The sequence below is a fragment of the Vibrio sp. JZG10 genome, assembly GCF_054064075.1.
The window spans coordinates 87,457-109,292 of the sequence record NZ_JBSUGE010000015.1 but is presented as its reverse complement, the minus strand read 5'-3'; the positions used below and the strand labels follow the sequence as shown (position 1 = coordinate 109,292).

The window sequence follows — 21,836 nt, the reverse complement described above, 5'->3', positions numbered from 1 at the left end:
TTATAATCCGAGCTTCATAAGAACACTATAAATCATCAATATGAAACGATTAAAAAGTCATCCATTCAAAGTAAATCTCATTTCACTGACTTTGCTCTTCCCTCTTTATTCATATGCCGAGACAACGTCAAATGAAGAGCTCGAAGTCATCGGTGTGCGTTATGCCAAACCCATCACCGTTGCTGAGCCTGCGCAAACCACCATTGATTGGTCAGAGATTGAAGAGCAACAGTACTCCAATTTTGCCTCAATGATCGATGCCGTTCCCGGCGCATCATTAGATGGCGGCGGCCGTTCCGGCGGCGAACGTATTAATATTCGTGGTTTTGATGATCCAAGCGATATCGCCGTGTTTGTCGATGGCGCTCCTATTGGCTTTCAACAATACCGCTACGGAACTTTCTTTTTTGATCCGTTCTTGATTGGTGAAGCAGAAATTATCAAGGGCGCGCACGACTATCGAGCACTCAACGGAAAGTTTGGTGGCTCAATTCGTATTAAAACCAAGAGTGTCGATGATCTCCTTTACGGCGACAGAAACTTTGGTGCTCGCATCTCAAGTGCATATAACACCAACGGCGATGAGAATGCCTACACGCTAACACTCTATGGTAAAAACGATGCTGGTTTTTATTTTCTAGCGAATGGCTCTGTAAAAGATTCTGATGACATTAAAGTCGGTGGTGGTGAAACGCTGGATTACTCAGGTTACGAGCAAGAAAACATGCTCGTAAAAGTCGGTTATGAAAACAACGATCACGAGTTTGAAATTAGCCACACTCGCTACAAAGATGAAGGTCGTAAACCTTGGGCTAACCGCCGCGGAAAAATGCCTAACATCACTGAGTACAACATCAAGAAATACGGATCATTAGAAAAAGCCAAATACGCATACACCGTCGATAATAAATACACGGATAACACCACGACCATCTCTTACCACTACATGCCGACTAACCCGTATATTGATTTCAATATCAAAATGGCACGTTCTGAAAACGATCGTCACTGGGTTCGCCCTGACGTAGCATTCGAGAAAATATTCGTTTCTGTTGGCAGTTACGGTCATGAGTCATGGCTGAGTTACGAGCGTGACTATGCTGATGTGTTTAACCAAGCGCAGTTCGGAGACCACACTCTAGTGACAGGGCTTCAATATCAAAAAACCGATAGAGACTCGTTAGTATTCAACGCATCATACGACAGTAATGAAGCCAAAAACTACGGTTGGTATACCCCTTACTACGAACCATCTGGCACTCAGTCAATTTATGCGGCTTACATTGCTGATCACTATCAAGCAACAGACCGTCTAACTATCACACCTTCTCTGCGTTACGAATACATCAAGAGTGAAGGAAAAGGGAACGCCGCGCCGGATTATAATGATCCAGCCGCCGGACATGACTACGGTGAAACGACGCATAAAGGCTTTAGCCCACGTTTGGATATCGATTTTGATGCGACCAATAATACGCGTTTAAACGCCTCCTACGCCTACGCTTTAAAAGCACCAACCGTTGATAACATCTACTCAGTGCAATATGCACGAGCTACCGCTACGGCTACTGCTTTGAATCTGGACGTGTCTCGTATCCATGCTTATCAAGCAAGCGTTATCAACTTAACGGAAGGGCTGGTGAATACTCGCGATAACCTCGCAACAGAGTTAACTCTATTCTATAACGATGTTAGCGACACGGTTGATATACGAACGGGCGAAAACCTCGACACAAATACTACTGAGTTACAAAGCTGGAATACAAACCTAGATGGCTTTAAAAACTACGGCTTTGAGCTAATTTCACAATACCGGATTGAAGATTTCTACAGTAATTTCTCAGCAAGTTACATTCGCGGCAAAAACAAAGGCAGTTTATCTGACTCTACAGGTTCAGATGATGATCACCCTGATGTGCCACCATTAAACATTAATCTGGGTTTAGGTTACGAATGGATTCCGGGTTTACGTACGGGCTGGGAAGTCCGTTGGTATGATGCGCAAACCAAAACCAAGGCAAGCGGTAACAATTTAAAAGTGAAATCGCCAAGTGAGCAATACACGCTACAAAACGCTTACGTGGTTTGGGAAATACAACAAGTCGAAGGCTTGAGTGTTGGCGCTGTTGTGAAAAACTTAACCGATCGTTACTACGAAGCATACCTATCTAATGGCGTGCCTTCGCCTGGTCGCGAAGTCAAACTGCACCTCACTTATCAATACTAACCATACCTAAAAGATGCAGGGCAGACATTAACTGCCCTGTTATATCGTGTCCAACGGACATAATTGCACACCGTTTTATTTACCAGTACTATCATTTCTTTTTGCTTGCATACACACTATGAACAACTTAAAAACACTGTTTCTTCTTGCTTGCTTCGTTCCAGCAAGTCAAAGTCTGGCACAGACTTCTGAGAGCATTGCTGACTACTTACAAGAGCAGAGTCAGCACCAAGTTATTGAGGATCATTACGCACAACCAACAACAAATAATCTGAATCTAGACGCCAAAGCAAACGCGTTAGCTTGGCACGAAGATGGCAAGCCGGATCACTGTCGTTACGCCAAGCAGCCCAAGGACGTCGCAACACATTTCGACTACGGTGAAGCAAACGATCTATCTGACGGATTGCAACACTTTGATTTACCAGAGAGGCACTCGGCAAAGGGCAAGTCAACACATCGCACTTATGCTAATAACCCTCACCTTCTTCCTGGCAATAAACAATTTGCAGCCCCTGAAGACGGTACGTTTAGCCTGTCCGTATCTTCGGATTGTTTTTAAGTCGATACAATAAAAAATGCCCTGAGACAAAGCTCAGGGCATTTTCACTTTTTGTTTGATGGGTGACGTCACCATCTCACCGACTTGAATCTATTCTTCGTCAGCGTCTACTTCAGCGTCACGTGCTTTGCGGGCTTCTTCTTTGCGAACTTTTGCCGCTAGTTGTTCTGCTTCACGCTCTTGACGTTGCGCTGCTTTACGCTCGTTACGAACCACTTGGTTTTGAATAAAACCAGCCAGTTCTTGTTCAGCCCAAGCTTGTGCTTTCTCTTCGCTGTCAAAGCCAGTTTCACGCTTTGATACTACAGTCTTACGAGATGTCACTTGGCGAGTGATTTCTGCGCTCCAGCCGTTACGTTTTTCAGTGACGCGGATAGCAAATTTTGGATTCTTAGACATTTCTTTCATTTCCTAAGGGATTTAGGGATCAATCAGGGATTCGGTCAACTTGATAACTCCATCTAAGCTGAGCTGTTTAACACCATCCCTTGGTAAGCGCGGTATTAGAGCATAAAAGTAACCTAAACGCTGCAAGTTTTTTATGCGAGATAATAGATGACAAAGAAGAGACAGAACAAAGCAACGTTTCGCCTAGTCACGAGAAAGAGCGACGAAGAAAAAAGAGTGATAAGAAAAAAGAAAGCGCTGGTCTCTCAACCAACGCTTTACTTAAGCTAGATTAACCTTTGGTTAATTAACCGATATTCTTACGGGCATTTTGGAACATACGCATCCAAGCGCCATTTTCACCCCAACCTTCCGGAGTCCAAGAGTTTGCAACTGTGCGGAATACGCGCTCTGGGTGAGGCATCATGATAGTTACGCGACCGTCTGCTGTTGTTAAACCGGTAATCGCGTTTGGCGAACCGTTCGGGTTGTTCGGGTATTGTTGTGTTGGGTTACCGAGGTTATCCACGTAACGAACCGCAACCGTACCTGATGCCTCGATCGCTGCTAGGTGCTCTGCATCACGTACTTCTACACGCCCTTCTCCGTGGGAAACCGCGATTGGCATGCGCGAACCTGCCATACCGTCAAAGAATACAGAATCAGATTTCTGAACTTCAACTAGGCTAAATCGCGCTTCAAAACGCTCAGATTCGTTACGAACAAAACGTGGCCACAAGTCTGCACCCGGGATAAGTTCTTTCAGGTTAGAAAGCATCTGACAACCGTTACATACACCTAAAGAGAACGTCTCTTTACGGTTGAAGAACGCTTGGAACTGTTCACGGGCTTGTGCGTTAAACAGGATAGACTTAGCCCAACCCTCACCCGCACCTAGTACGTCGCCATAAGAGAAGCCACCACAAGCTACTAGGCCATGGTATTCATCCAGTACCGCTTGACCCGTTAGGATATCGCTCATATGAATGTCGGTTGCTTCAAAACCTGCGCGATCAAACGCTGCTGCCATTTCAACGTGGGAGTTAACACCCTGCTCACGTAGAATCGCCATCTTAGGTTTAGCACCTTTCGCAATGTACGGTGCTGCAACGTCTTCATTTACGTCGAAGCTGAGCTTAACGTTTAGACCCGGGTCAGAGTTGTCTTTCTTAGCTTCGTGCTCTTGGTCAGCACACGCTGGGTTATCACGTAGACCTTGCATCTTATGCGTTGTTTCAGCCCAGATAACGCGTAGTTCGGTACGTGAACGTTCAAGCACAACTGCATCACCAGAAGTGATAATAAAGTCGTCTGAAGCGTTAACTGAACCAATCACATGTGAACATGCCTCTAAGCCGTTTGCCGCCAGAGTAGATAGAACTGAATCCAGATCATCATTCTTAACTTGAACAACCGCACCTAGCTCTTCGTTAAATAGAACGGCTAGCGCATCGTCACCCAGCTCTGCGATGTTCGCTTTTACGCCACAGTGACCCGCGAATGCCATCTCAGCAAGCGTTACAAATAGACCACCATCACCTTTATCGTGGTAAGCAACCAGTTTGTCATCACGAACCAGTGTTTGCATTGCATCAAAGAAGCCTTTTAGCTGCTCAGCGTTATCTACGTCAGCAGGTTTGTCACCCAGCTGTTTGTATACTTGTGCCAATGCTGTCGCACCTAAGCGGTTTTTGCCGTTACCCAAGTCAACAAGAACTAGAGAAGTATCGCCTTTGTCAGTGCGTAGTTGTGGAGTCACGGTCTTACGTACGTCTTCCACACGACCAAATGCCGTGATAACTAGCGACAGTGGAGAAGTGACTTCTTTACTCTCGCCGTTCTCTTCCCACTTGGTTTTCATCGACATGGAGTCTTTACCAACTGGGATCGTCAAACCTAATGCAGGACAGAGCTCTTCACCCACCGCTTTGACTGCTTCATAAAGACCGGCATCTTCACCTGGGTGACCCGCTGGCGACATCCAGTTCGCAGACAGTTTAATGTGTTTAATATCACCGATGTCTGTTGCCGCAATGTTCGTTAGTGACTCACCAACCGCTAGGCGAGCCGATGCACCAAAGTCTAGTAATGCCACTGGCGTGCGCTCACCCATCGACATAGCTTCGCCGTGGTATGTGTCATAGCTTGCCGCTGTTACTGCACAGTTTGCTACTGGTACCTGCCAAGGGCCAATCATTTGATCACGAGCAACCAGACCCGTTACTGTTCGGTCACCGATAGTAATTAGGAATGTTTTTTCTGCAACCGCTGGAAGACGAAGTACGCGATCCACCGCTTCATTAAGCTCAATACCATCACGAACAATGGCAGGGCTTTCCACCTTTAGTGTGGTTGCGTCGCGGTGCATCTTCGGTGGCTTACCAAGCAGGATATCCATTGGCATATCGATTGGCGTATTGTCGAAGTGAGAATCTTCTAGCGTTAGATGACGCTCTTCTGTCGCCACACCCACCACTGCATATGGTGCGCGTTCACGCTTACAGATGGCATCGAATGCTTCCATGTTTTCTGGCGCTACCGCAAGAACGTAACGCTCCTGTGATTCATTACACCAAATTTCCAGAGGACTCATGCCCGGCTCATCGTTTGGTACATCACGTAACTGGAACTTACCGCCACGCTCACCGTCGTCGACAAGTTCAGGCAATGCGTTAGAGATACCGCCCGCGCCCACATCGTGGATAAATGCGATTGGGTTGTCGTCACCTAGCTGCCAACAACGGTCGATCACTTCCTGACAGCGACGCTCCATCTCTGGGTTTTCACGCTGTACTGAAGCAAAGTCCAGATCTTCTGCTGACTGACCAGATGCCATCGAAGACGCCGCACCACCACCAAGACCGATGTTCATTGCAGGACCACCAAGTACGATTAAGCTCGCACCCACTGGAATTTCTTTCTTCTGCACGTGTTCGTCACGAATGTTACCCATACCACCAGCAATCATGATTGGTTTGTGGTAACCACGGATTTCTTCACCCGCGTGAGAGGTCACTTTTTCTTCGTAAGTACGGAAGTAACCCAATAGATTTGGACGACCAAATTCGTTGTTGAATGCCGCGCCGCCTAGAGGACCTTCAAGCATGATGTCTAGCGCGTTAACAATACGACCTGGCTTGCCAAAGTCGGTTTCCCACGGCTGTTCAAAACCAGGAATACGTAAGTTAGAGGTTGTAAAACCAACCAGACCCGCTTTTGGCTTACCGCCGATACCCGTCGCACCTTCGTCACGGATCTCACCGCCTGAACCAGTCGATGCGCCCGGCCATGGAGAGATTGCCGTTGGGTGGTTGTGCGTCTCTACCTTCATCAAGATGTGTGCATCTTCATGGTGGTAAGTGTATTGACGAGATTTAGGGTCTGGGAAGAAACGACCCGCTTTAGAGCCCGTCATAACGGCCGCGTTGTCTTTGTATGCAGACAGCACATAGTCAGGTGTCGTTTCGAACGTGTTTTTGATCATTTTGAACAGAGACTTAGGTTGATCTACCCCGTCGATAGTCCAATCTGCGTTAAAAATTTTGTGGCGACAGTGCTCTGAGTTCGCCTGAGCAAACATCATCAATTCAATGTCGTTTGGGTTACGCCCAAGCTTAGTAAAGTTCTCTACTAAGTAATCAATTTCATCTTCTGCGAGTGCCAAGCCAAGGGAAACGTTTGCTTCTTCAAGCGCAAGACGACCGCCCGCTAAGATATCAACATGCGCTACTGGCTTAGGCTCTGCGACTGTAAACAGCGCTGACGCAGCTTCAAATTCTGTAAATACCGTTTCCATCATGCGGTCATGAATTAACGCTTTGACAGCGCCAACTTGAGCTTCTGATAGAACAACTGAAGATTCGACATAATAAGCCGTACCGCGCTCTAGACGTTTCACTTTATCCAAGCCACAGTTAACAGCGATATCGGTAGATTTAGAAGACCAAGGCGAGATAGTGCCTGGACGAGGCGTAACAAGAAGTAGAAGACCTTCTGGCTCATGCTCTTCGATGGTTGGGCCGTAAGTTATTAACTTTTCAAGTTTTTCTAACTCTTGGTCATCAAGATCAGACTTTAGATCGGCAAAGTGCATAAACTCGGCATAAATGCCAGTTACAGGCAGATCTTGTTCACGACAAAGTTCCAGTAGTTTATTAACACGAAACTCAGAAAGAGCTGGGGAGCCACGCAAAATTCTCATGTGCTTAGGTCTCTTATGCAATTGATTAAGGTGATATTGGAATAAATTCAGACACTTAAAATAAGCCCTGTCGAACCTATGCCGATTCCACCTCGTCATTGCGAGCGCATTATATAGCAATTGTTTTTGTGATGTAACACCAAAAGCAACCGTTTGCGTCATTTTTTTTGTCAAATTTGAATTACGACTAAAATGTCGATAAAACACACAATGTCACGCTATAAGTGTGTGATTCACTTTGCCCCATGAGCTCGCTTTGATATAAAGGCAAATAGAAATTTCCTAAGATGTACCTATTAATGCAAATAAGCCAGCTCAACCGACTCAAGCGCAGCGCTCTAATTTTTGTTTCTGTGCTACTACTCTCTGCCTGCCAGATTGAGTCGGAACCCAAAAGTGAATTCGAAAAAATTCAGGAACGTGGCGTGCTTCGTGTTGGCACGCTAAACAATCAGCTTTCCTATTATATTGGTCCCGATGGTCCCGCTGGGTTGGATTACGAATTGGCGCGTCAGTTTGCGGAGCAGCTCGGCGTCAAGCTCGAGATTAAGCCTGCCTTTCGCCAAGCCGAGCTTTTTCCTGCTCTTAAGAAAGGAGATATTGATCTCATCGCTACGGGCTTAAATCAAACGTCACAAGCGGTAAAACGCTTTAGACCTGGCCCTGCTTATTATTATGTAAGCCAACAAGTTGTGTATAAAAAGGGGCAACTTCGACCACGTGATATCGAACAGCTGATTGAATACCAAGCATCGAAAGACAGCGAATCTGACGAAGATACAAATGCAGGCGCGCAAACATTAAAGATCGTCGAACAATCGCAATATGTTCCGACCCTAACCGCATTAAAGAAGAAATACCCAGAGCTGCAGTTTGAAATTGTTGGCGATGCTGACACGAGAGACTTACTTAAATATGTATCCACTGGTGAGTTGCGTTTTACTGTGACTGACTCTGTGGAACTTTCCCTAGCTCAGCGCCTTTACCCCGATCTTGCGCTCGCGTTTGAACTTACAGAAGATCAACCAGTATCGTGGTTTACTCGACGCTCTGAAGACGAAAGTTTGTATGCGATGCTGATAGAGTTTTTCGGTAACATTAAACAATCAGGAGAACTGTCCACTCTCGAAGAGAAGTACATTGGTCATATTGAAGCATTTGACTACGTTGATACTCGCGCATTCATTCGAGCTCTGGATGACAAATTGCCTAAGTGGGCACCTTTATTCCAAAAGTACAGCGAAGAGTTCGACTGGCGCTTAATTGCAGCATTGGCGTATCAAGAATCACACTGGAAGCCAGCGGCAAAATCGCCAACAGGTGTTAGAGGGATGATGATGCTTACTCTGCCAACAGCGAAAAGCGTCGGGGTAACAAATCGTTTAGACCCTGAGCAATCTGTTCGTGGTGGTGTCGAGTACTTACGTCGCATTGTAGGTCGCGTGCCTGATAGCATCAACGAGCATGAAAAAATATGGTTTGCCCTGGCTTCATACAACATTGGCTACGGCCACATGATGGACGCACGGCGACTTACTAAAGCGCAAGGTGGCGATCCAAACGCTTGGGCAGATGTAAAAGACAGATTGCCTTTACTGCGTCAGAAGCGTTACTACAGTCAAACTCGCTATGGGTACGCCAGAGGTGATGAAGCGCGTAATTACGTAGAAAATATTCGACGTTATTACCAATCCATCATTGGTCATGTCAGCCAAAGACCAGCGATTGATGAGAATAGCGATGACTTGCAAGTTATCCCGCCGCTCAACCCTGACATTTTGATATCAGGAGCAGTAGAGACCGTTGTAGAGCAAATATCTGGCGCTTCTGACGTCACGGTTGAAGAAGACACCGAACAAGAAAGCCTTGAAGAATAGACCCGCGGTAAACTAAAAAATGACGAGCCCATGAGCTCGTCATTTTTGTTGAGTCCTAGCGAAAACTTATCTAGAATCCAAGACTCTGAGTGACACCAACCACACTCAACCATTCCTTTGGTTGGTCGCCTTTTTTTCACCGTTAGTTAAACTGATTGCTTTGTAACAGATTGCTTCGTAACCACACGGTTTAGCTCACTGATGAAGCGGCGCTTTCGGCTACACTCGGCCGAAGTAACGTCACTCCTATTATTAAGCATCGTATTGAAATTGTTTGCTGGCTCTGTGCAATAAGAACGTTTAAACCATACAACGTTTAGTGCGATTATCGAGCCTATTGCCAAGCATCGATGAGCCGCGCTTTACTGGTATAAGTCTTGTCTGCAGGAGGTTTTGAATATGAGAAAACGTAGAGTGCAGTCAAAGCGTTTAAATAACACAGTAGCTGCTATCCGACGTAAACGTAAACTGACATGTATGAAAAAGAAAGTAAGTTCACGTAATCGTGTTTTTGTACATTTAGTCAATCACTAGTGCGTCCAAGCAAACATCTACCACGTTGTAGGTGTTTGCTAGCCCTCACTACTCCCACTACCTTGCTCGCTCTCTCGATTTTCTAATGCTTTTTGTGCTTGTTTCTTCGCTTTAATTTCCTTTCGGCGACGCTTAAAAAACGCTTGTAGCTGAGTACGGCACTCATCTTCTAGTAGCCCCTTTTCAACCAAGGCGTAATGGTAAGCAGCTTGGCTTTCAAACAAATTAAGCACTGTTCCTGCTGCTCCAGCTTTTAAATCTGGCGCTCCAAAAACGACCCGCTTAACGCGGCTATGCAATAAGGCTCCCGCACACATTGGGCATGGCTCAAGTGTTACATACAAAGTCGTATCCAGAAGGCGGTAATTTTCTAGCTTTTGGCCTGCTTTACGCAGTGTTTGGATTTCAGCATGTGCGGTAGCGTCATTAGTACCAATAGAGCGATTCCACCCCTCAGCGATAATTTCACCATCTTTGACAAGCACTGCACCGACAGGTACTTCCCCCTCAGCTTCTGCTTGCTCAGCAAGCACCATCGCTCTGCGCATAAACAATTCATCTTGAGGGGTAAACGGATGGTTAGACAAAGGAGGCTCCAAAGAAACAAAAAACGATTGAAGTCAGGAATTTTATCACCAACTTCGGTTTCACTACAGCAACACATCACGAGACAAAGTTTGCAACTCCAAAAAACCTAGTTACAAGACCTATCGATGTTCGTTTTGCGAGAACAAAAAAGCGCAGATCGAAGACCTGCGCTTTTTGGCTGCCAATTAGCGGCTTTCACACCCTACACGTTTTTACATGGTGTAAGTGTAAGGAGCTTGAATGCCTAGCGGGATACCTACCATCCAATAAGCAACTAGGAAGATAGACCAACCGATCAGCATTGCGATCGAGAATGGCATCATTAGTGACGCAAGCGTACCGATACCAGCCGACTTCACATAACGCTGACAGTAAACCACTACAAGAGGGAAAAATACCATTAGAGGCGAAATGATGTTCGATACAGAGTCGCCCACACGGTAAGCCGCTTGAGACAGCTCAGGCGAGATACCAACCGCCATTAGCATTGGCACTAAGATTGGACCAATTAAAGCCCATTTTGCCGATGCCGAGCCAATAAGTAGGTTTACAGACGCGGTTAGAAGGATCATACCGATGATGGTCACTTCACCTGGTAGGTTCATCGCTTTTAAGCCTTCTGCGCCATACAACGCTAGCATCGTACCGATGTTTGACTGAGCAAATGCAGATAAGAACTGAGCACAGAAGAACGACATAACAATGTATGCGCCCATGGTCGACATGGTATCAGCCATCGCTTTGATAATGTCGTTGCTGGTCTTGAACGTTCCAGACACTTTACCGTAAACGTAACCAGGAATGATAAACAGAATAAAGATCAACGGCACGATAGACTTCATTATCGGTGCTGAGAAGGCCGTAATTTCACCTTCAGGCGAGCGTAGCGCTGATGTTTCTGGAATTAATGCTGCAACAAGTAAGGCAATACCCGCCATCATTGCCCAACCAGCATAACGAAATGCTTTTGATTCCAGTTCAGTAAATGAGCCTAGGTTTGGCGCAGTTTCCGCATCGTCATCAATTGGCATTTTTGACAAACGAGGCTCAATGATTTTTTCTGTCACGTACCAACCAATCGCTACAATAATGATAGAGGATAGGCCAGTAAAGAAGATGTTCGCTAATGGGTTAACCACGTATTCAGGATCAAGAACCTGCGCCGCGGTTTGCGTAAAGCCTGCAAGTAGTGGATCGATACCAGAAGGGATAAAGTTTGCAGAGAAGCCACCAGATACACCTGCAAATGCTGCCGCAATACCCGCTAGAGGGTGACGACCTGCCGCATGGAAGATAATACCGCCCAGAGGAATAACCAGAACATAGCCTGCATCTGCCGCAGTATGCGACACAATAGCAACCAAAATCAGCATTGGAGTAAGAAGCTTAGCTGGCGTGAAGTTCAACATCTTCTTAAGACCCGTCGTAATAAAGCCCGAAGAATCTGCAACACCCACACCTAGCATTGCGACAAGTACGATACCCAGTGGCGCAAAGCCAGTAAACGTCGTCACCATGTTAGCAAGGAAACTTGCTAGCGCTTCGCCCGTAAGTAAGTTGGTGATAGTAAGAGCTTCGCCCGTTCGAGGGTTTGGAAGATCGAATGATACATTCGATAAAAGTGCTGACGCCGCCCAAGTAATGATCAATGCCCAGAAGAACAAAATCGCAGGATCAGGGATTTTGTTACCTGTCCTCTCGATAAAGTTTAAAAAGCGCTCCATCCCGCTCGGCTTCGATGATGGTGCCTTATTTACAGCTTGGTTACTCATGGTAACTCCATAGTGAATGATGTTGGTGCCAAGGCCTATTTGAGTAATTATGACGGCCTACTATCCAACGAGTATTCTAGTAAACACTAATGGAGAAAGCACAAGGTTCTATATTTTTTTTCATAATTGGAGACATATTTTGCAAAAACACCACTTCAATTAAACATAATAAAAACAGTAGCACATCAACTCGATTAACAGTTCAAAAACCATTTATTAACCGTGACAAATCCGGTATCAAACAGGAATTACACCCGCATTTGTCTCAGCGCATGCATGCAATTGAACTTAGTTTTCGAATTCACTGTATTGTGAGATCATCGTTTTAAGCTGAACTGATCGCGTCTCGCCGATTCTATCCTTCCAGCTAGAGGTAATAGTGATAGTTTTCAGTGTTCCTGAAACCGTGGCAGCTGGAACTTCCCACTCGACGACATAAGATCCAGTAACAGAAGAGCCTGTTGCAATAGAAGCAAAATTTGCAGGTGTGATGGTAGACATCGCCGCAGAAGCACCACGCGTCCGGAACCATTCGAGCTGGTTTTCTGCTAGACGCAGTGCTTCAATACTTTTTATGGCATATTCGGATTCGCGTTCTAGATACACGTTTAGCTTCGTTAAACCTAGAGCCCCAACACCGATAAGCAGAAAAGAAATTAGAACTTCAAGAAGGTTAAAACCTTTTTGTTTAGAGATCATTCCAAGAGCCCTTCTTCCATCTAGGAATTGCATGCGCATTCCTTGAATTGTCTATCACATCTTTATTGTATCTAAAGTCCAAAGAATCGAAGAAAACCGCTGCCTGATCTTCACTATCAAAATATTGACCACCAGATACCGTAAAAGAACCATGCTGATAATAAGAAGCTATTGTCCTGTATGAGTCTTCTACAACACTTGGCACATGATTTAGGTGAGCATTGGCTTCGAACCCAACCCAATCCGCTGTTGCCGGAGCATAATCATGATTGAAATGAAACAAGACCCCTTTAAACTTATTTGATGTAGCGCCGGAGCTCGGTGGTCCCATCACGGAGAAAAGACCATCATGAATGAGCACTGTTACGCCATTGGTCGATGATGTAGCATTCACCAAATCATTGTATTCCGATTGCTTGATTTCACAGCTCCCTTCAACCCATAAATGATGCTTCCCTGACTGAATTTCTGCTGTTAAAGCAGCACCACAATTAGGTATGCCACCAGCCACTGAGCCCGTCATTACATGAAATACACCATTATCTCGGACATCGTTATGCTCTTCAGCCTTTACTCCAAAGAAGGATTCAAATGGCTTTAAATCTGTATCTTGAGTAAAATCATCACCAGCACCAACCCCGCCAACACTAGATGAGAGATGACGGTTTGCCGTCGTGTTTGCACAATCTTTATTTGTAGGGTTGTTAAAATCGGCATAGGGAGACTCTCCATGAATTACGCCTTTATTATCAACTGAAGAGGAGTAAAAGCGCTTTTTATACCTTAACGCAATACACTCCCACCCATCGCTGCTCAATTCCCCTGGATCTGGAGTAGAAAACGTTGCACTAGAATGAAAATAAATGTCGGCACTAGACTGCATTGCACCATAGCTCAAGTTACCTCCCAAAATAATCTCCTTACTAATGCTTGTAAATCCAACATTAGAAGTAACCAAATACCCATTGGAAGTACTCGTAAAATTCGGAACCGTCCAAAGCCCTGAGCCACAATCTGTTATTACTGCAGGTACAATATTACTAACTCTAAATTGCGCCCATGCACATTCAACACCTCCTTCAGCTAACCAATGTGCTTGTCGAGATTTTATTTCGTTTTGCGCAACTTTTATTTGAAAAAATACACCTTTGGATGATGCTAATGATGCAATTAAAGCAAGTAATAAAAGTATAGAAGTCACAAGCAAAGTGGTATAACCGGAATAGTTATATTTAGATGTCATTGCCAATTCCTTTGTTTGATAGAAAACTCCGCGACTTCACTAAAGACTCCATCAATCGTTTGCAAACCTAACTTAACGTTCGTGACCGAACTTACATTTCCTCCATTAGTCACTGTTTCTGAACTAACGGTGAATTGGGTAACTTGGAAAATATCATCATCAAATAGAGAACGACAAAAATCTATACCATCAAAAGATAATATTTGTGTTTGAGACACAACGCCTTTTTCACATATAAAAAACCGAGTATCTCTCTTCTCATACTTAATATTTCGATAGTCTTCATTGGCAGCTGAGTCTTCTTTAAAATACACAAAACCAACAGAAGAGGCGCCGCTCAGCATTATGGTTCCTGTAGCTCCGGATAATTTGAGTGAACTACCGTTCCCACCATCATAACCTGCTCTTTGAATATCTTCTTTCATAACAGATAAAGTGATATTAAGACCTTGCAATAAATTTAGCTCTAAGCTTTTTTCTTTTGCTGTTTTTTGTAAAGTCAAGAATATAGAGCCCACTACACTAAGAACAATTAACCCAATTAAAGAACTAATCATTAATTCAATTAAAGAGCTACCTATTTGATAGCGTTTGTTAGCACTGATGGTAATCATATAACTTCGCTCCAGAATTACTACAAATCTTAATCCTCCCAGGAGGGTTTGAGAGCTTTGCTTGTAGTTTTATGTTTTGAGCATTGGTTGGGAAAAACTCTATATTTCCTCCTTGGGGCCGTCCACGGACCTCATCGAAGCTTATTTTTTGATTATCGTAACTGTGCTTCAAAGATAATTCAGAGTATGCGGAGCCGGAAAGGTTTAAGATTACTCCCCCTGAGCCGCTAGATGAGTCAGTTAACTGTAGAGACCATGCACCTTGACTGACAACAACGTTTTTAGCCATTGAGAAATGTATATATAACTTTTGATTTCTCATTACCGCCTCTGACTTACTTTGGCTTAGAAAACCAGCTAATTCAGTTGCCAATCGCTGCATTTGCACAGTTTGTGAAACACGGCTAAAGCTTGGTGCTGCAAACGCCAATATAATACTCAGTACAGCAACAGTAATAAGAAGCTCCAACAACGTAAACCCGCGAGGCATTTCCCAAATTCCTATGTAAACGGCAGAAGGGCCGTAATTCATCTTGCACAGATGCTATCACCTGCCAAAAATAGGCGGAAAAGTGAAAAGGAAACTACTCGTGATGATTCGAATTTCTCGCTGTAACAGCTACAAAAAAAGATTGGGAGGGATGACATTGATCGAATTACTGATAGCCGTAGTGATTGTCGGGATCATTGCGGCTGTCGCCTACCCTTCTTACACCAATCATGTAATCAAGTCTCATAGGACGGTTGCCTTGAGCGATCTTAGTCGAATTCAGCTAGAGCTAGAGACATCTTATGATGCTGGGTACGACTGGAGTCATATTATCTCTGGAGGCACATGCACTCTATGTGATTCAGACACAGATAGATTTTCTTTCAATATTGCGAGCTCTGCAAGTACGGCCTATACCATTACAGCAACAGCAAAATCGGCTCTGGGACAAGACGACGACGAGTGCTTGACTGGCGCTAAAACGATTACTTTAACGTCAAAAAATGTCGAAGAACCAAGTGATTGCTGGAATTAGAAAGAACACCAAGATGCAAAAAGGCCTGCATTTTAGCAGGCCTTTGTATTTGTGCTTTTCACTAACGTCTTAGCTGGTTAAATCATCAAAGAACTTTTTCACACCGTTGAAAAAGCCTTCTGATTTAGGCTTGTGCTTTGTCGCCGCTTCACCACCACAAGACTCTTCAAACTCTTTGAGCAGTTCTTTTTGGCGTGAGCTTAGGTTTACTGGTGTTTCAACAACCAACTTAACAATCAAGTCACCGATACCGCCACCGCGAACGCCTTTCACACCTTTACCACGCATGCGGAACATACGACCTGTTTGCGTTTCTGAAGGCACTTTTAGGCTTACGCGACCATCTAGAGTTGGTACTTCTACTTCACCACCTAGAGCCGCCATCGCAAAGCTTACAGGCACTTCACAGTACAAATTGTTACCATCACGTTCGAAGATATGGTGCTCTTTCACGTGCACTTGTACATACAAGTCACCAGCTGGTGCTCCCATTTCTCCCGCTTCACCTTCGCCAGATAGACGAATACGGTCGCCAGTATCAACACCTGCAGGGATCTTAACGTTAAGTGTTTTGGTTTTCTGCTTACGGCCTTGACCATGACACTCATTACAAGGGTCTTTAATGATCTTGCCTTTACCGTGACAGGTTGGACAGGTTTGTTGCACTGCGAAGAAGCCTTGGCGCATCTGTACTTGACCATGACCATGACAGGTACCACATGTTTCAGCAGATGAGCCTTTCTTCGCGCCACTACCATCACAGGTATCACAGTGTACTAGTGTTGGTACTTCGATCTCTTTCGTTACACCACGAACCGCCTCTTCTAGCGTCAGTTCCATGTTGTAACGTAAGTCCGCACCACGTTGAGCACGGTGACCGCCACCGCCACGACGACCACCACCAAAGATGTCGCCGAATACATCGCCAAAGATGTCGCCGAAATCAGCACCGCCGCCACCAAAGCCGCCGCCACCGAAACCACCGCCGCCTTGTTCAAAAGCAGCATGACCGTACTGGTCGTACGCCGCTTTCTTTTGAGGGTCGGTCAGAACTTCGTACGCTTCTTTTACTTCTTTAAACTTGTCCGCCGCAGACTCATCACCCTGGTTTCGGTCTGGGTGGAATTTCATCGCTAGACGCTTGTACGCCTTTTTGATATCGCGCTCTGAGGCATCACGGCTTACGCCTAATACTTCGTAAAAATCACGTTTTGACATGTTCTTCGTCACCAGTTAATTACTACAAACGGCATCGATTCACCGCTTGGTGTTTGTATCGTTCTAGGTAAGTGCACTTATCCGCAACATACTTAACTAGAAAGACAGCGTTTACAAACAGACGGGCGTAAGAGTTGCCCCAAACGCCCGCACACGAAGTCTTATCGACCCCAGATGGCTTTGCAGCCATCTGGTTAAGAAATATTATTTCTTGTCGTCTTTAACTTCTTCGAACTCAGCATCTACAACGTCGTCTTCTTTAGACTGTGCATCGGCGTCAGCACCTTGTGCTTGCTGCGCTTGAGCTTGTTGTTGAGCGATTTCCATCAGTTTTTGAGAAGCGGTCATTAGTGCTTGAACTTTAGCATCGATAGCTTCTTTGTCTTCGCCTTTGCGCGCTGTTTCTAGCTCAGAAATTGCTGCTTCAATCTTCTCTTTCTCTTCTGCAGGTAGTGCTTCACCAGCTTCTTCTACTTGCTTACGAGTACCGTGAATCATTTGGTCAGCTTGGTTACGTGCAGTCGCTAGCTCTTCGAACTTTTTGTCCGCTTCTTTGTTAGCTTCTGCTTCTTGAACCATTTTCTCGATGTCTTCATCGCTTAGACCGCCAGAAGCTTGGATAGTGATCTTCTGCTCTTTACCAGTCTGCTTGTCTTTCGCTGACACGTGTAGGATACCGTCCGCATCAAGGTCAAAAGTAACCTCGATTTGTGGCATACCACGTGGTGCAGGCTGGATGCCTTCTAGGTTGAATTGACCTAGAGACTTGTTGTACATCGCTTGCTTACGCTCACCTTGTAGAACGTGGATAGTAACCGCGCTCTGGTTGTCTTCCGCTGTAGAGAAAACTTGGTTCGCTTTAGTTGGGATAGTTGTGTTCTTCTCAACTAACTTAGTCATTACGCCACCCATTGTCTCGATACCTAGAGACAGTGGAGTTACGTCTAGTAGTAGTACGTCTTTAACGTCACCAGCAAGTACACCACCTTGAACTGCAGCACCCATTGCTACTGCTTCGTCAGGGTTTACGTCACGGCGCGCTTCTTTACCAAAGAACTCAGCAACTTTCGCTTGAACCATTGGCATACGAGTCTGACCACCAACTAGGATTACGTCAGTGATGTCGTTTACTGATAGATCAGCGTCAGCTAGAGCTACTTTTAGTGGCTCAAGAGAGCGTTGTACTAGGTCTTCAACTAGAGATTCTAGTTTTGCACGAGTCACTTTAATATTCATGTGCTTAGGACCAGTTGCATCTGCAGTAACGTAAGGTAGGTTTACGTCAGTTTGAGAAGTAGAAGAAAGCTCGATTTTCGCTTTTTCTGCTGCTTCTTTAACACGCTGCATTGCTAGTGGATCGTTCTTAAGATCGATACCTTGCTCTTTCTTAAACTCGTCTACTAAGTAGTTGATTAGGCGGTTATCAAAGTCTTCACCACCAAGGTGAGTATCACCGTTAGTCGCTAGAACTTCGAATGTTTTCTCGCCTTCAACTTCATCGATTTCGATGATAGAGATATCGAATGTACCACCACCAAGGTCGTATACCGCGATAGTGCGATCGCCGCCTTTCTTATCAAGACCGTAAGCTAGCGCTGCTGCTGTTGGTTCGTTGATGATACGTTTAACTTCTAGACCTGCGATACGGCCAGCATCTTTTGTAGCTTGACGCTGAGCATCGTTAAAGTAAGCAGGTACTGTGATAACTGCGCCAGTTACTTCCTCACCAAGGAAATCTTCAGCAGTTTTCTTCATTTTCTTAAGAACTTCAGCAGAAACCTGAGGAGCCGCCATTTTTTGGCCTTTTGCTTCTACCCAAGCGTCACCATTGTCAGCCTTAACAATTTTGTAAGGCATGATTTGGATGTCACGCTGAACTTCTTCGTCTTCAAAACGACGACCGATTAGACGCTTAATTGCAAATAGCGTGTTTTCTGGGTTAGTTACTGCTTGACGTTTCGCAGGTTGACCTACTAGCGTCTCACCGTCAGTGTAAGCAATAACCGATGCAGTAGTACGTTCGCCCTCTGCGTTTTCAATTACACGTGGTTTGTCGCCGTCTAATACAGCAACACATGAGTTAGTAGTACCTAAGTCAATACCAATGATTTTACCCATCTGGCTATCTCCGAATAAATTCTATTTTCGTTTGGTTATAACCCCAATGTGGGGGGAGGAGAATCGGGTTTCAACCCTTGCTCACAAACAAAAATAATCAATGTTTGCTTCTCTATGCCACATAGATAAGGGCGGCAAAATGCTTTTCAAGGGCAGAATTAAAAAAAAGCGTCTTTTTTCGAAATTTATGTGTTTCTTTCTGATTAGTTGGGAACTCGTCACACTGCTGTAGCGCAACAAAACACCATTTCTCAGGTAAATGTATTTATGCCCGACTCTTCCTAAACAAAAAAAACGAGCTCATAAGAGCTCGCTTCAATATTAGGGTTAAAATAAATTATTCAAGGTATTAGGCGTTCGCTTGAGCAGGCTCAGCGTCAACGCCTTCTTCTTTACCAATCTCACCTTCTGTTTTTGCAACAATGGTGTTTACCGCCGTGTCGCCCACAACGTTTGAAGACGTACAGAACATGTCATTAATACGGTCAACCGCAGCAATAATTGCCAAGCCTTCAGGTGGTAAGCCTAGTTGGTGAAGCAAAACGCCTACCATTACCACGCCGCCTCCAGGAACGCCACCAGCACCAATAGATAATAGAAGAATAGTTAAACCAAGCGTGAAGATGTCTGCGGTGTTAATTGGCTGGCCAAAAGCGTTCGCAACAAACATCGTTGCTAGAGCAATATAGATAGACACACCAGACATGTTCATCGTTGCGCCCAGTGGTACACCGAAGCCAGCAACCGATTTAGAGACCTGAAGCTTTTCTGTCAGTGTACGCATCGTTACCGGGATAGTCGCGTTTGAGCTCGCGGTAGATAGAGAGAACAGAATCTGCTCACGAGTTGCACGTAGGAAAGTCTTTGGAGAGGTCCCTGTCGCAAGACTTACTGCCATTGGATAGAAGAAGAAGATCCAGAACACCAACATCGCAACCACCAAGGCCACATAACCAGCCACGGACATCAATGTATTGGCGTTTAGTGTTGCACCCAATTGAATCATTAGCGCGAACACACCATATGGCGCAAGACTCATCACTAACCCAACCAGTTTCATCATGATTTCATTTGCCATTTTGAACGTGCGGATGGCAGGACCACCACGAGAATCCAAAGCTTGAATTGCAAGACCTGTCAGAATTGCCATGAAGATGATTTGCAGCATGTCGCCGTTAGCAAACGCTTGTACTGGGTTGCTAGGAACAATGTTAACAACTAGAGAGAAAATGTCCGGCGTTTCTGTCGTCGTCAGCTGTACGGCCTCAGATACCGTTCCTGCCAGATTAGCACCAGCTCCTGGCTGGAAAATCAAACCAACAGTCAAAGCCGCCGTAATCGCAATGATGGTGTTAAGAATGTAGAGGGTAAAAGTTTTTCCACCAAGACGACCAAATGCACTGATGTCTTTCAAGTCAACAATGCCGCATACGATTGAAACGTAAACTAAAGGAACAACAAGCAATTTGATCAGCGAGACAAACATGCCGCCAACGCCTTCTGCTGCTCCAAGTAGGTATGTATCAAAAATCGCAATACCGCTAAATAAGTACTGAATTGCTGTTCCGAGCACAAGGCCGGCAAACAAGCCTATAAAAATCTTACTAGAAAGCGATTTATCCATTATAAATCTCCGATATGTTGTGTTTGCTATTTACATCTTTGTAGTTATATATGCTTACTTTTAAAGCATTAGTCGCAAATCATACACACGAAGGTTACAAAATAAAGTGATAATTTACATTTTTGTTAACGGAATTGTTGTAGAAAAAATGACTATCTTTACATTCCTATGCAGGACAAACATTCACACAACGAATGATTACAATTACTTATAGCCCTCTTCGTTCATAAACACGCAGTGAGATGAGAAGAAATCTCCTATAGGAAAATAATTAACCAATAAGAAAAAACATGAAGGGGATCAAACTTCCATTTTATCGATATACAATGAAGCTCATTACAACAACTTACGTTTAAAACAAAAAAGCGCCCATCAAAAAATGATGGGCGCTTTATATTTGAAAACAGGCAGTTAAGGTTATTTAGCAACCATTACCATTGCCGGACGAATCACACGGCCGTTTAGTTCGTAGCCTTTTTGCATAACAAACATAACTGTGTTTGATTCATGATCAGGGCTTTCCTGAATCGACATCGCTTGATGGAACTCTGGGTTAAATGCTTCACCTTCAGGGTTGATTGCTTTCAAGCCAAATTTCGCCACAACGTCGACAAACGTTTTGTGTGTTAACTCAACACCTTCTAGGAACGGCTTAACCGTTTCATTCTCTGTATCTGCCGCTTGAATTGCACGCTCTAGGTTATCAATAACAGGAAGCAACTCTTCGGCAAACTTGTTCAACGCAAACTTACGTGCTTTATCGATTTCTTGCTCAGTACGACGACGCATGTTTTCTACTTCAGCTTTAGAACGCAACACCGCATCTTGCTGCTCTTTTACTTTTGCCTCGCTAGACAGTAGTGCCGCTTCTAGTTGAGCAATCTTAGCGTCTGTCTCATCACCAATTTCTTCAAGCTCAGCTTCTACTTCTTGTGCTTCAGCTTCTACTTTTTCAGCCTCTTCGATGATTTGATCAAGCTCTTCTTCTGTAACTTTGTTTTCTTCGTTGCTCATGATATCTCCAGAATTCAACATAATGCCCTTAAAGCCATGCGCGTTTTTGCGGGCTTTAACCACATAAAAATTCGCATATTTAGGTGACTTGCCATTATTATGGGGATGAAGATTCCTGATTCAAGCCTCTTTA

General features: G+C 44.7%; 16 protein-coding genes. 4 read left to right on the top strand and 12 right to left on the bottom strand.

The annotated features are described in order from the left end of the window. Positions 1-40 precede the first annotated feature (40 nt). Complete coding sequence (locus ACWYVB_RS17050) at positions 41-2,227, top strand: TonB-dependent receptor domain-containing protein (protein WP_457529518.1); 2,187 nt, start codon at positions 41-43, stop codon at positions 2,225-2,227. A 118-nt stretch (positions 2,228-2,345) separates the two neighbouring features. Next, complete coding sequence (locus tag ACWYVB_RS17045; RefSeq protein WP_134647908.1) at positions 2,346-2,789, top strand: DNA-directed RNA polymerase subunit beta; 444 nt, start codon at positions 2,346-2,348, stop codon at positions 2,787-2,789. 90 nt (positions 2,790-2,879) lie between these two features. Here ACWYVB_RS17045 and ACWYVB_RS17040 read toward each other — a convergent pair whose 3' ends face one another. Then, positions 2,880-3,188 carry a DUF3622 domain-containing protein gene (locus ACWYVB_RS17040; RefSeq protein WP_005391432.1) on the bottom strand — a complete coding sequence of 103 codons (309 nt, stop codon included), beginning with the start codon at positions 3,186-3,188 and terminating at the stop codon, positions 2,880-2,882. A 295-nt stretch (positions 3,189-3,483) separates the two neighbouring features. Further along, positions 3,484-7,377, bottom strand: coding sequence for a phosphoribosylformylglycinamidine synthase (gene purL / locus ACWYVB_RS17035; protein ID WP_457529564.1), 3,894 nt, complete (start codon positions 7,375-7,377; stop codon positions 3,484-3,486). A 299-nt stretch (positions 7,378-7,676) separates the two neighbouring features. Here purL and mltF point away from each other — a divergent pair, with 299 nt between their 5' ends. After that, on the top strand, positions 7,677-9,254 hold the full coding sequence (gene mltF / locus ACWYVB_RS17030; protein WP_085343063.1) for a membrane-bound lytic murein transglycosylase MltF: 1,578 nt from the start codon (positions 7,677-7,679) through the stop codon (positions 9,252-9,254). 572 nt (positions 9,255-9,826) lie between these two features. Here mltF and tadA read toward each other — a convergent pair. From tadA to ACWYVB_RS17000, 6 genes are all read right to left on the bottom strand, one after another. Then, a complete protein-coding gene (gene tadA, locus ACWYVB_RS17025; protein ID WP_373924694.1) occupies positions 9,827-10,336 on the bottom strand; it encodes a tRNA adenosine(34) deaminase TadA in 510 nt (169 codons plus the stop codon). A 252-nt stretch (positions 10,337-10,588) separates the two neighbouring features. Continuing rightward, on the bottom strand, positions 10,589-12,148 hold the full coding sequence (locus ACWYVB_RS17020) for an AbgT family transporter (RefSeq protein ID WP_005383758.1): 1,560 nt from the start codon (positions 12,146-12,148) through the stop codon (positions 10,589-10,591). A gap of 288 nt (positions 12,149-12,436) precedes the next feature. Beyond that, complete coding sequence (locus tag ACWYVB_RS17015) at positions 12,437-12,847, bottom strand: type IV pilus modification PilV family protein (protein ID WP_005381606.1); 411 nt, start codon at positions 12,845-12,847, stop codon at positions 12,437-12,439. Then, on the bottom strand, positions 12,837-14,090 hold the full coding sequence (locus tag ACWYVB_RS17010) for a hypothetical protein (RefSeq protein ID WP_257889602.1): 1,254 nt from the start codon (positions 14,088-14,090) through the stop codon (positions 12,837-12,839). The genes ACWYVB_RS17015 and ACWYVB_RS17010 overlap by 11 nt, the downstream gene beginning before the upstream one ends. Further along, complete coding sequence (locus tag ACWYVB_RS17005; RefSeq protein ID WP_074190963.1) at positions 14,087-14,704, bottom strand: PilW family protein; 618 nt, start codon at positions 14,702-14,704, stop codon at positions 14,087-14,089. The genes ACWYVB_RS17010 and ACWYVB_RS17005 overlap by 4 nt, the downstream gene beginning before the upstream one ends. Continuing rightward, on the bottom strand, positions 14,685-15,194 hold the full coding sequence (locus tag ACWYVB_RS17000) for a GspH/FimT family pseudopilin (protein WP_047010169.1): 510 nt from the start codon (positions 15,192-15,194) through the stop codon (positions 14,685-14,687). Before ACWYVB_RS17000 ends, ACWYVB_RS17005 begins: the two co-directional genes overlap by 20 nt. Before the next feature lie 103 nt (positions 15,195-15,297). Between ACWYVB_RS17000 and ACWYVB_RS16995 the strand changes: the two genes are divergently transcribed. Beyond that, positions 15,298-15,729, top strand: coding sequence for a type IV pilin protein (locus ACWYVB_RS16995; protein WP_457529562.1), 432 nt, complete (start codon positions 15,298-15,300; stop codon positions 15,727-15,729). A 69-nt stretch (positions 15,730-15,798) separates the two neighbouring features. On the opposite strand, the gene dnaJ is transcribed toward ACWYVB_RS16995, so the two are convergent. The 4 genes from dnaJ to grpE form a co-directional block, all read right to left on the bottom strand. After that, a complete protein-coding gene (dnaJ, locus tag ACWYVB_RS16990; RefSeq protein ID WP_005391453.1) occupies positions 15,799-16,947 on the bottom strand; it encodes a molecular chaperone DnaJ in 1,149 nt (382 codons plus the stop codon). Positions 16,948-17,151: 204 nt separating this feature from the next. Further along, positions 17,152-19,065: a molecular chaperone DnaK gene (gene dnaK / locus ACWYVB_RS16985; RefSeq protein ID WP_005391455.1), complete on the bottom strand. Its 1,914-nt coding sequence runs from the start codon at positions 19,063-19,065 to the stop codon at positions 17,152-17,154. A 349-nt stretch (positions 19,066-19,414) separates the two neighbouring features. After that, a complete protein-coding gene (locus ACWYVB_RS16980) occupies positions 19,415-20,689 on the bottom strand; it encodes a dicarboxylate/amino acid:cation symporter (RefSeq protein ID WP_012842090.1) in 1,275 nt (424 codons plus the stop codon). Positions 20,690-21,106: 417 nt separating this feature from the next. After that, complete coding sequence (gene grpE / locus ACWYVB_RS16975; protein WP_012842091.1) at positions 21,107-21,703, bottom strand: nucleotide exchange factor GrpE; 597 nt, start codon at positions 21,701-21,703, stop codon at positions 21,107-21,109. Positions 21,704-21,836 lie beyond the last annotated feature (133 nt).

Bases quoted from the DNA above. Each gene is read 5' to 3' on its own strand.
- ACWYVB_RS17050 (WP_457529518.1), top strand. From the start codon at position 41: ATGAAACGATTAAAAAGTCATCCATTCAAAGTAAATCTCATTTCACTG.
- ACWYVB_RS17045 (WP_134647908.1), top strand. From the start codon at position 2,346: ATGAACAACTTAAAAACACTGTTTCTTCTTGCTTGCTTCGTTCCAGCA.
- ACWYVB_RS17040 (WP_005391432.1), bottom strand. From the start codon at position 3,188: ATGTCTAAGAATCCAAAATTTGCTATCCGCGTCACTGAAAAACGTAAC.
- purL (WP_457529564.1), bottom strand. From the start codon at position 7,377: ATGAGAATTTTGCGTGGCTCCCCAGCTCTTTCTGAGTTTCGTGTTAAT.
- mltF (WP_085343063.1), top strand. From the start codon at position 7,677: ATGCAAATAAGCCAGCTCAACCGACTCAAGCGCAGCGCTCTAATTTTT.
- tadA (WP_373924694.1), bottom strand. From the start codon at position 10,336: ATGCGCAGAGCGATGGTGCTTGCTGAGCAAGCAGAAGCTGAGGGGGAA.
- ACWYVB_RS17020 (WP_005383758.1), bottom strand. From the start codon at position 12,148: ATGAGTAACCAAGCTGTAAATAAGGCACCATCATCGAAGCCGAGCGGG.
- ACWYVB_RS17015 (WP_005381606.1), bottom strand. From the start codon at position 12,847: ATGATCTCTAAACAAAAAGGTTTTAACCTTCTTGAAGTTCTAATTTCT.
- ACWYVB_RS17010 (WP_257889602.1), bottom strand. From the start codon at position 14,090: ATGACATCTAAATATAACTATTCCGGTTATACCACTTTGCTTGTGACT.
- ACWYVB_RS17005 (WP_074190963.1), bottom strand. From the start codon at position 14,704: ATGATTACCATCAGTGCTAACAAACGCTATCAAATAGGTAGCTCTTTA.
- ACWYVB_RS17000 (WP_047010169.1), bottom strand. From the start codon at position 15,194: ATGCCTCGCGGGTTTACGTTGTTGGAGCTTCTTATTACTGTTGCTGTA.
- ACWYVB_RS16995 (WP_457529562.1), top strand. From the start codon at position 15,298: ATGATTCGAATTTCTCGCTGTAACAGCTACAAAAAAAGATTGGGAGGG.
- dnaJ (WP_005391453.1), bottom strand. From the start codon at position 16,947: ATGTCAAAACGTGATTTTTACGAAGTATTAGGCGTAAGCCGTGATGCC.
- dnaK (WP_005391455.1), bottom strand. From the start codon at position 19,065: ATGGGTAAAATCATTGGTATTGACTTAGGTACTACTAACTCATGTGTT.
- ACWYVB_RS16980 (WP_012842090.1), bottom strand. From the start codon at position 20,689: ATGGATAAATCGCTTTCTAGTAAGATTTTTATAGGCTTGTTTGCCGGC.
- grpE (WP_012842091.1), bottom strand. From the start codon at position 21,703: ATGAGCAACGAAGAAAACAAAGTTACAGAAGAAGAGCTTGATCAAATC.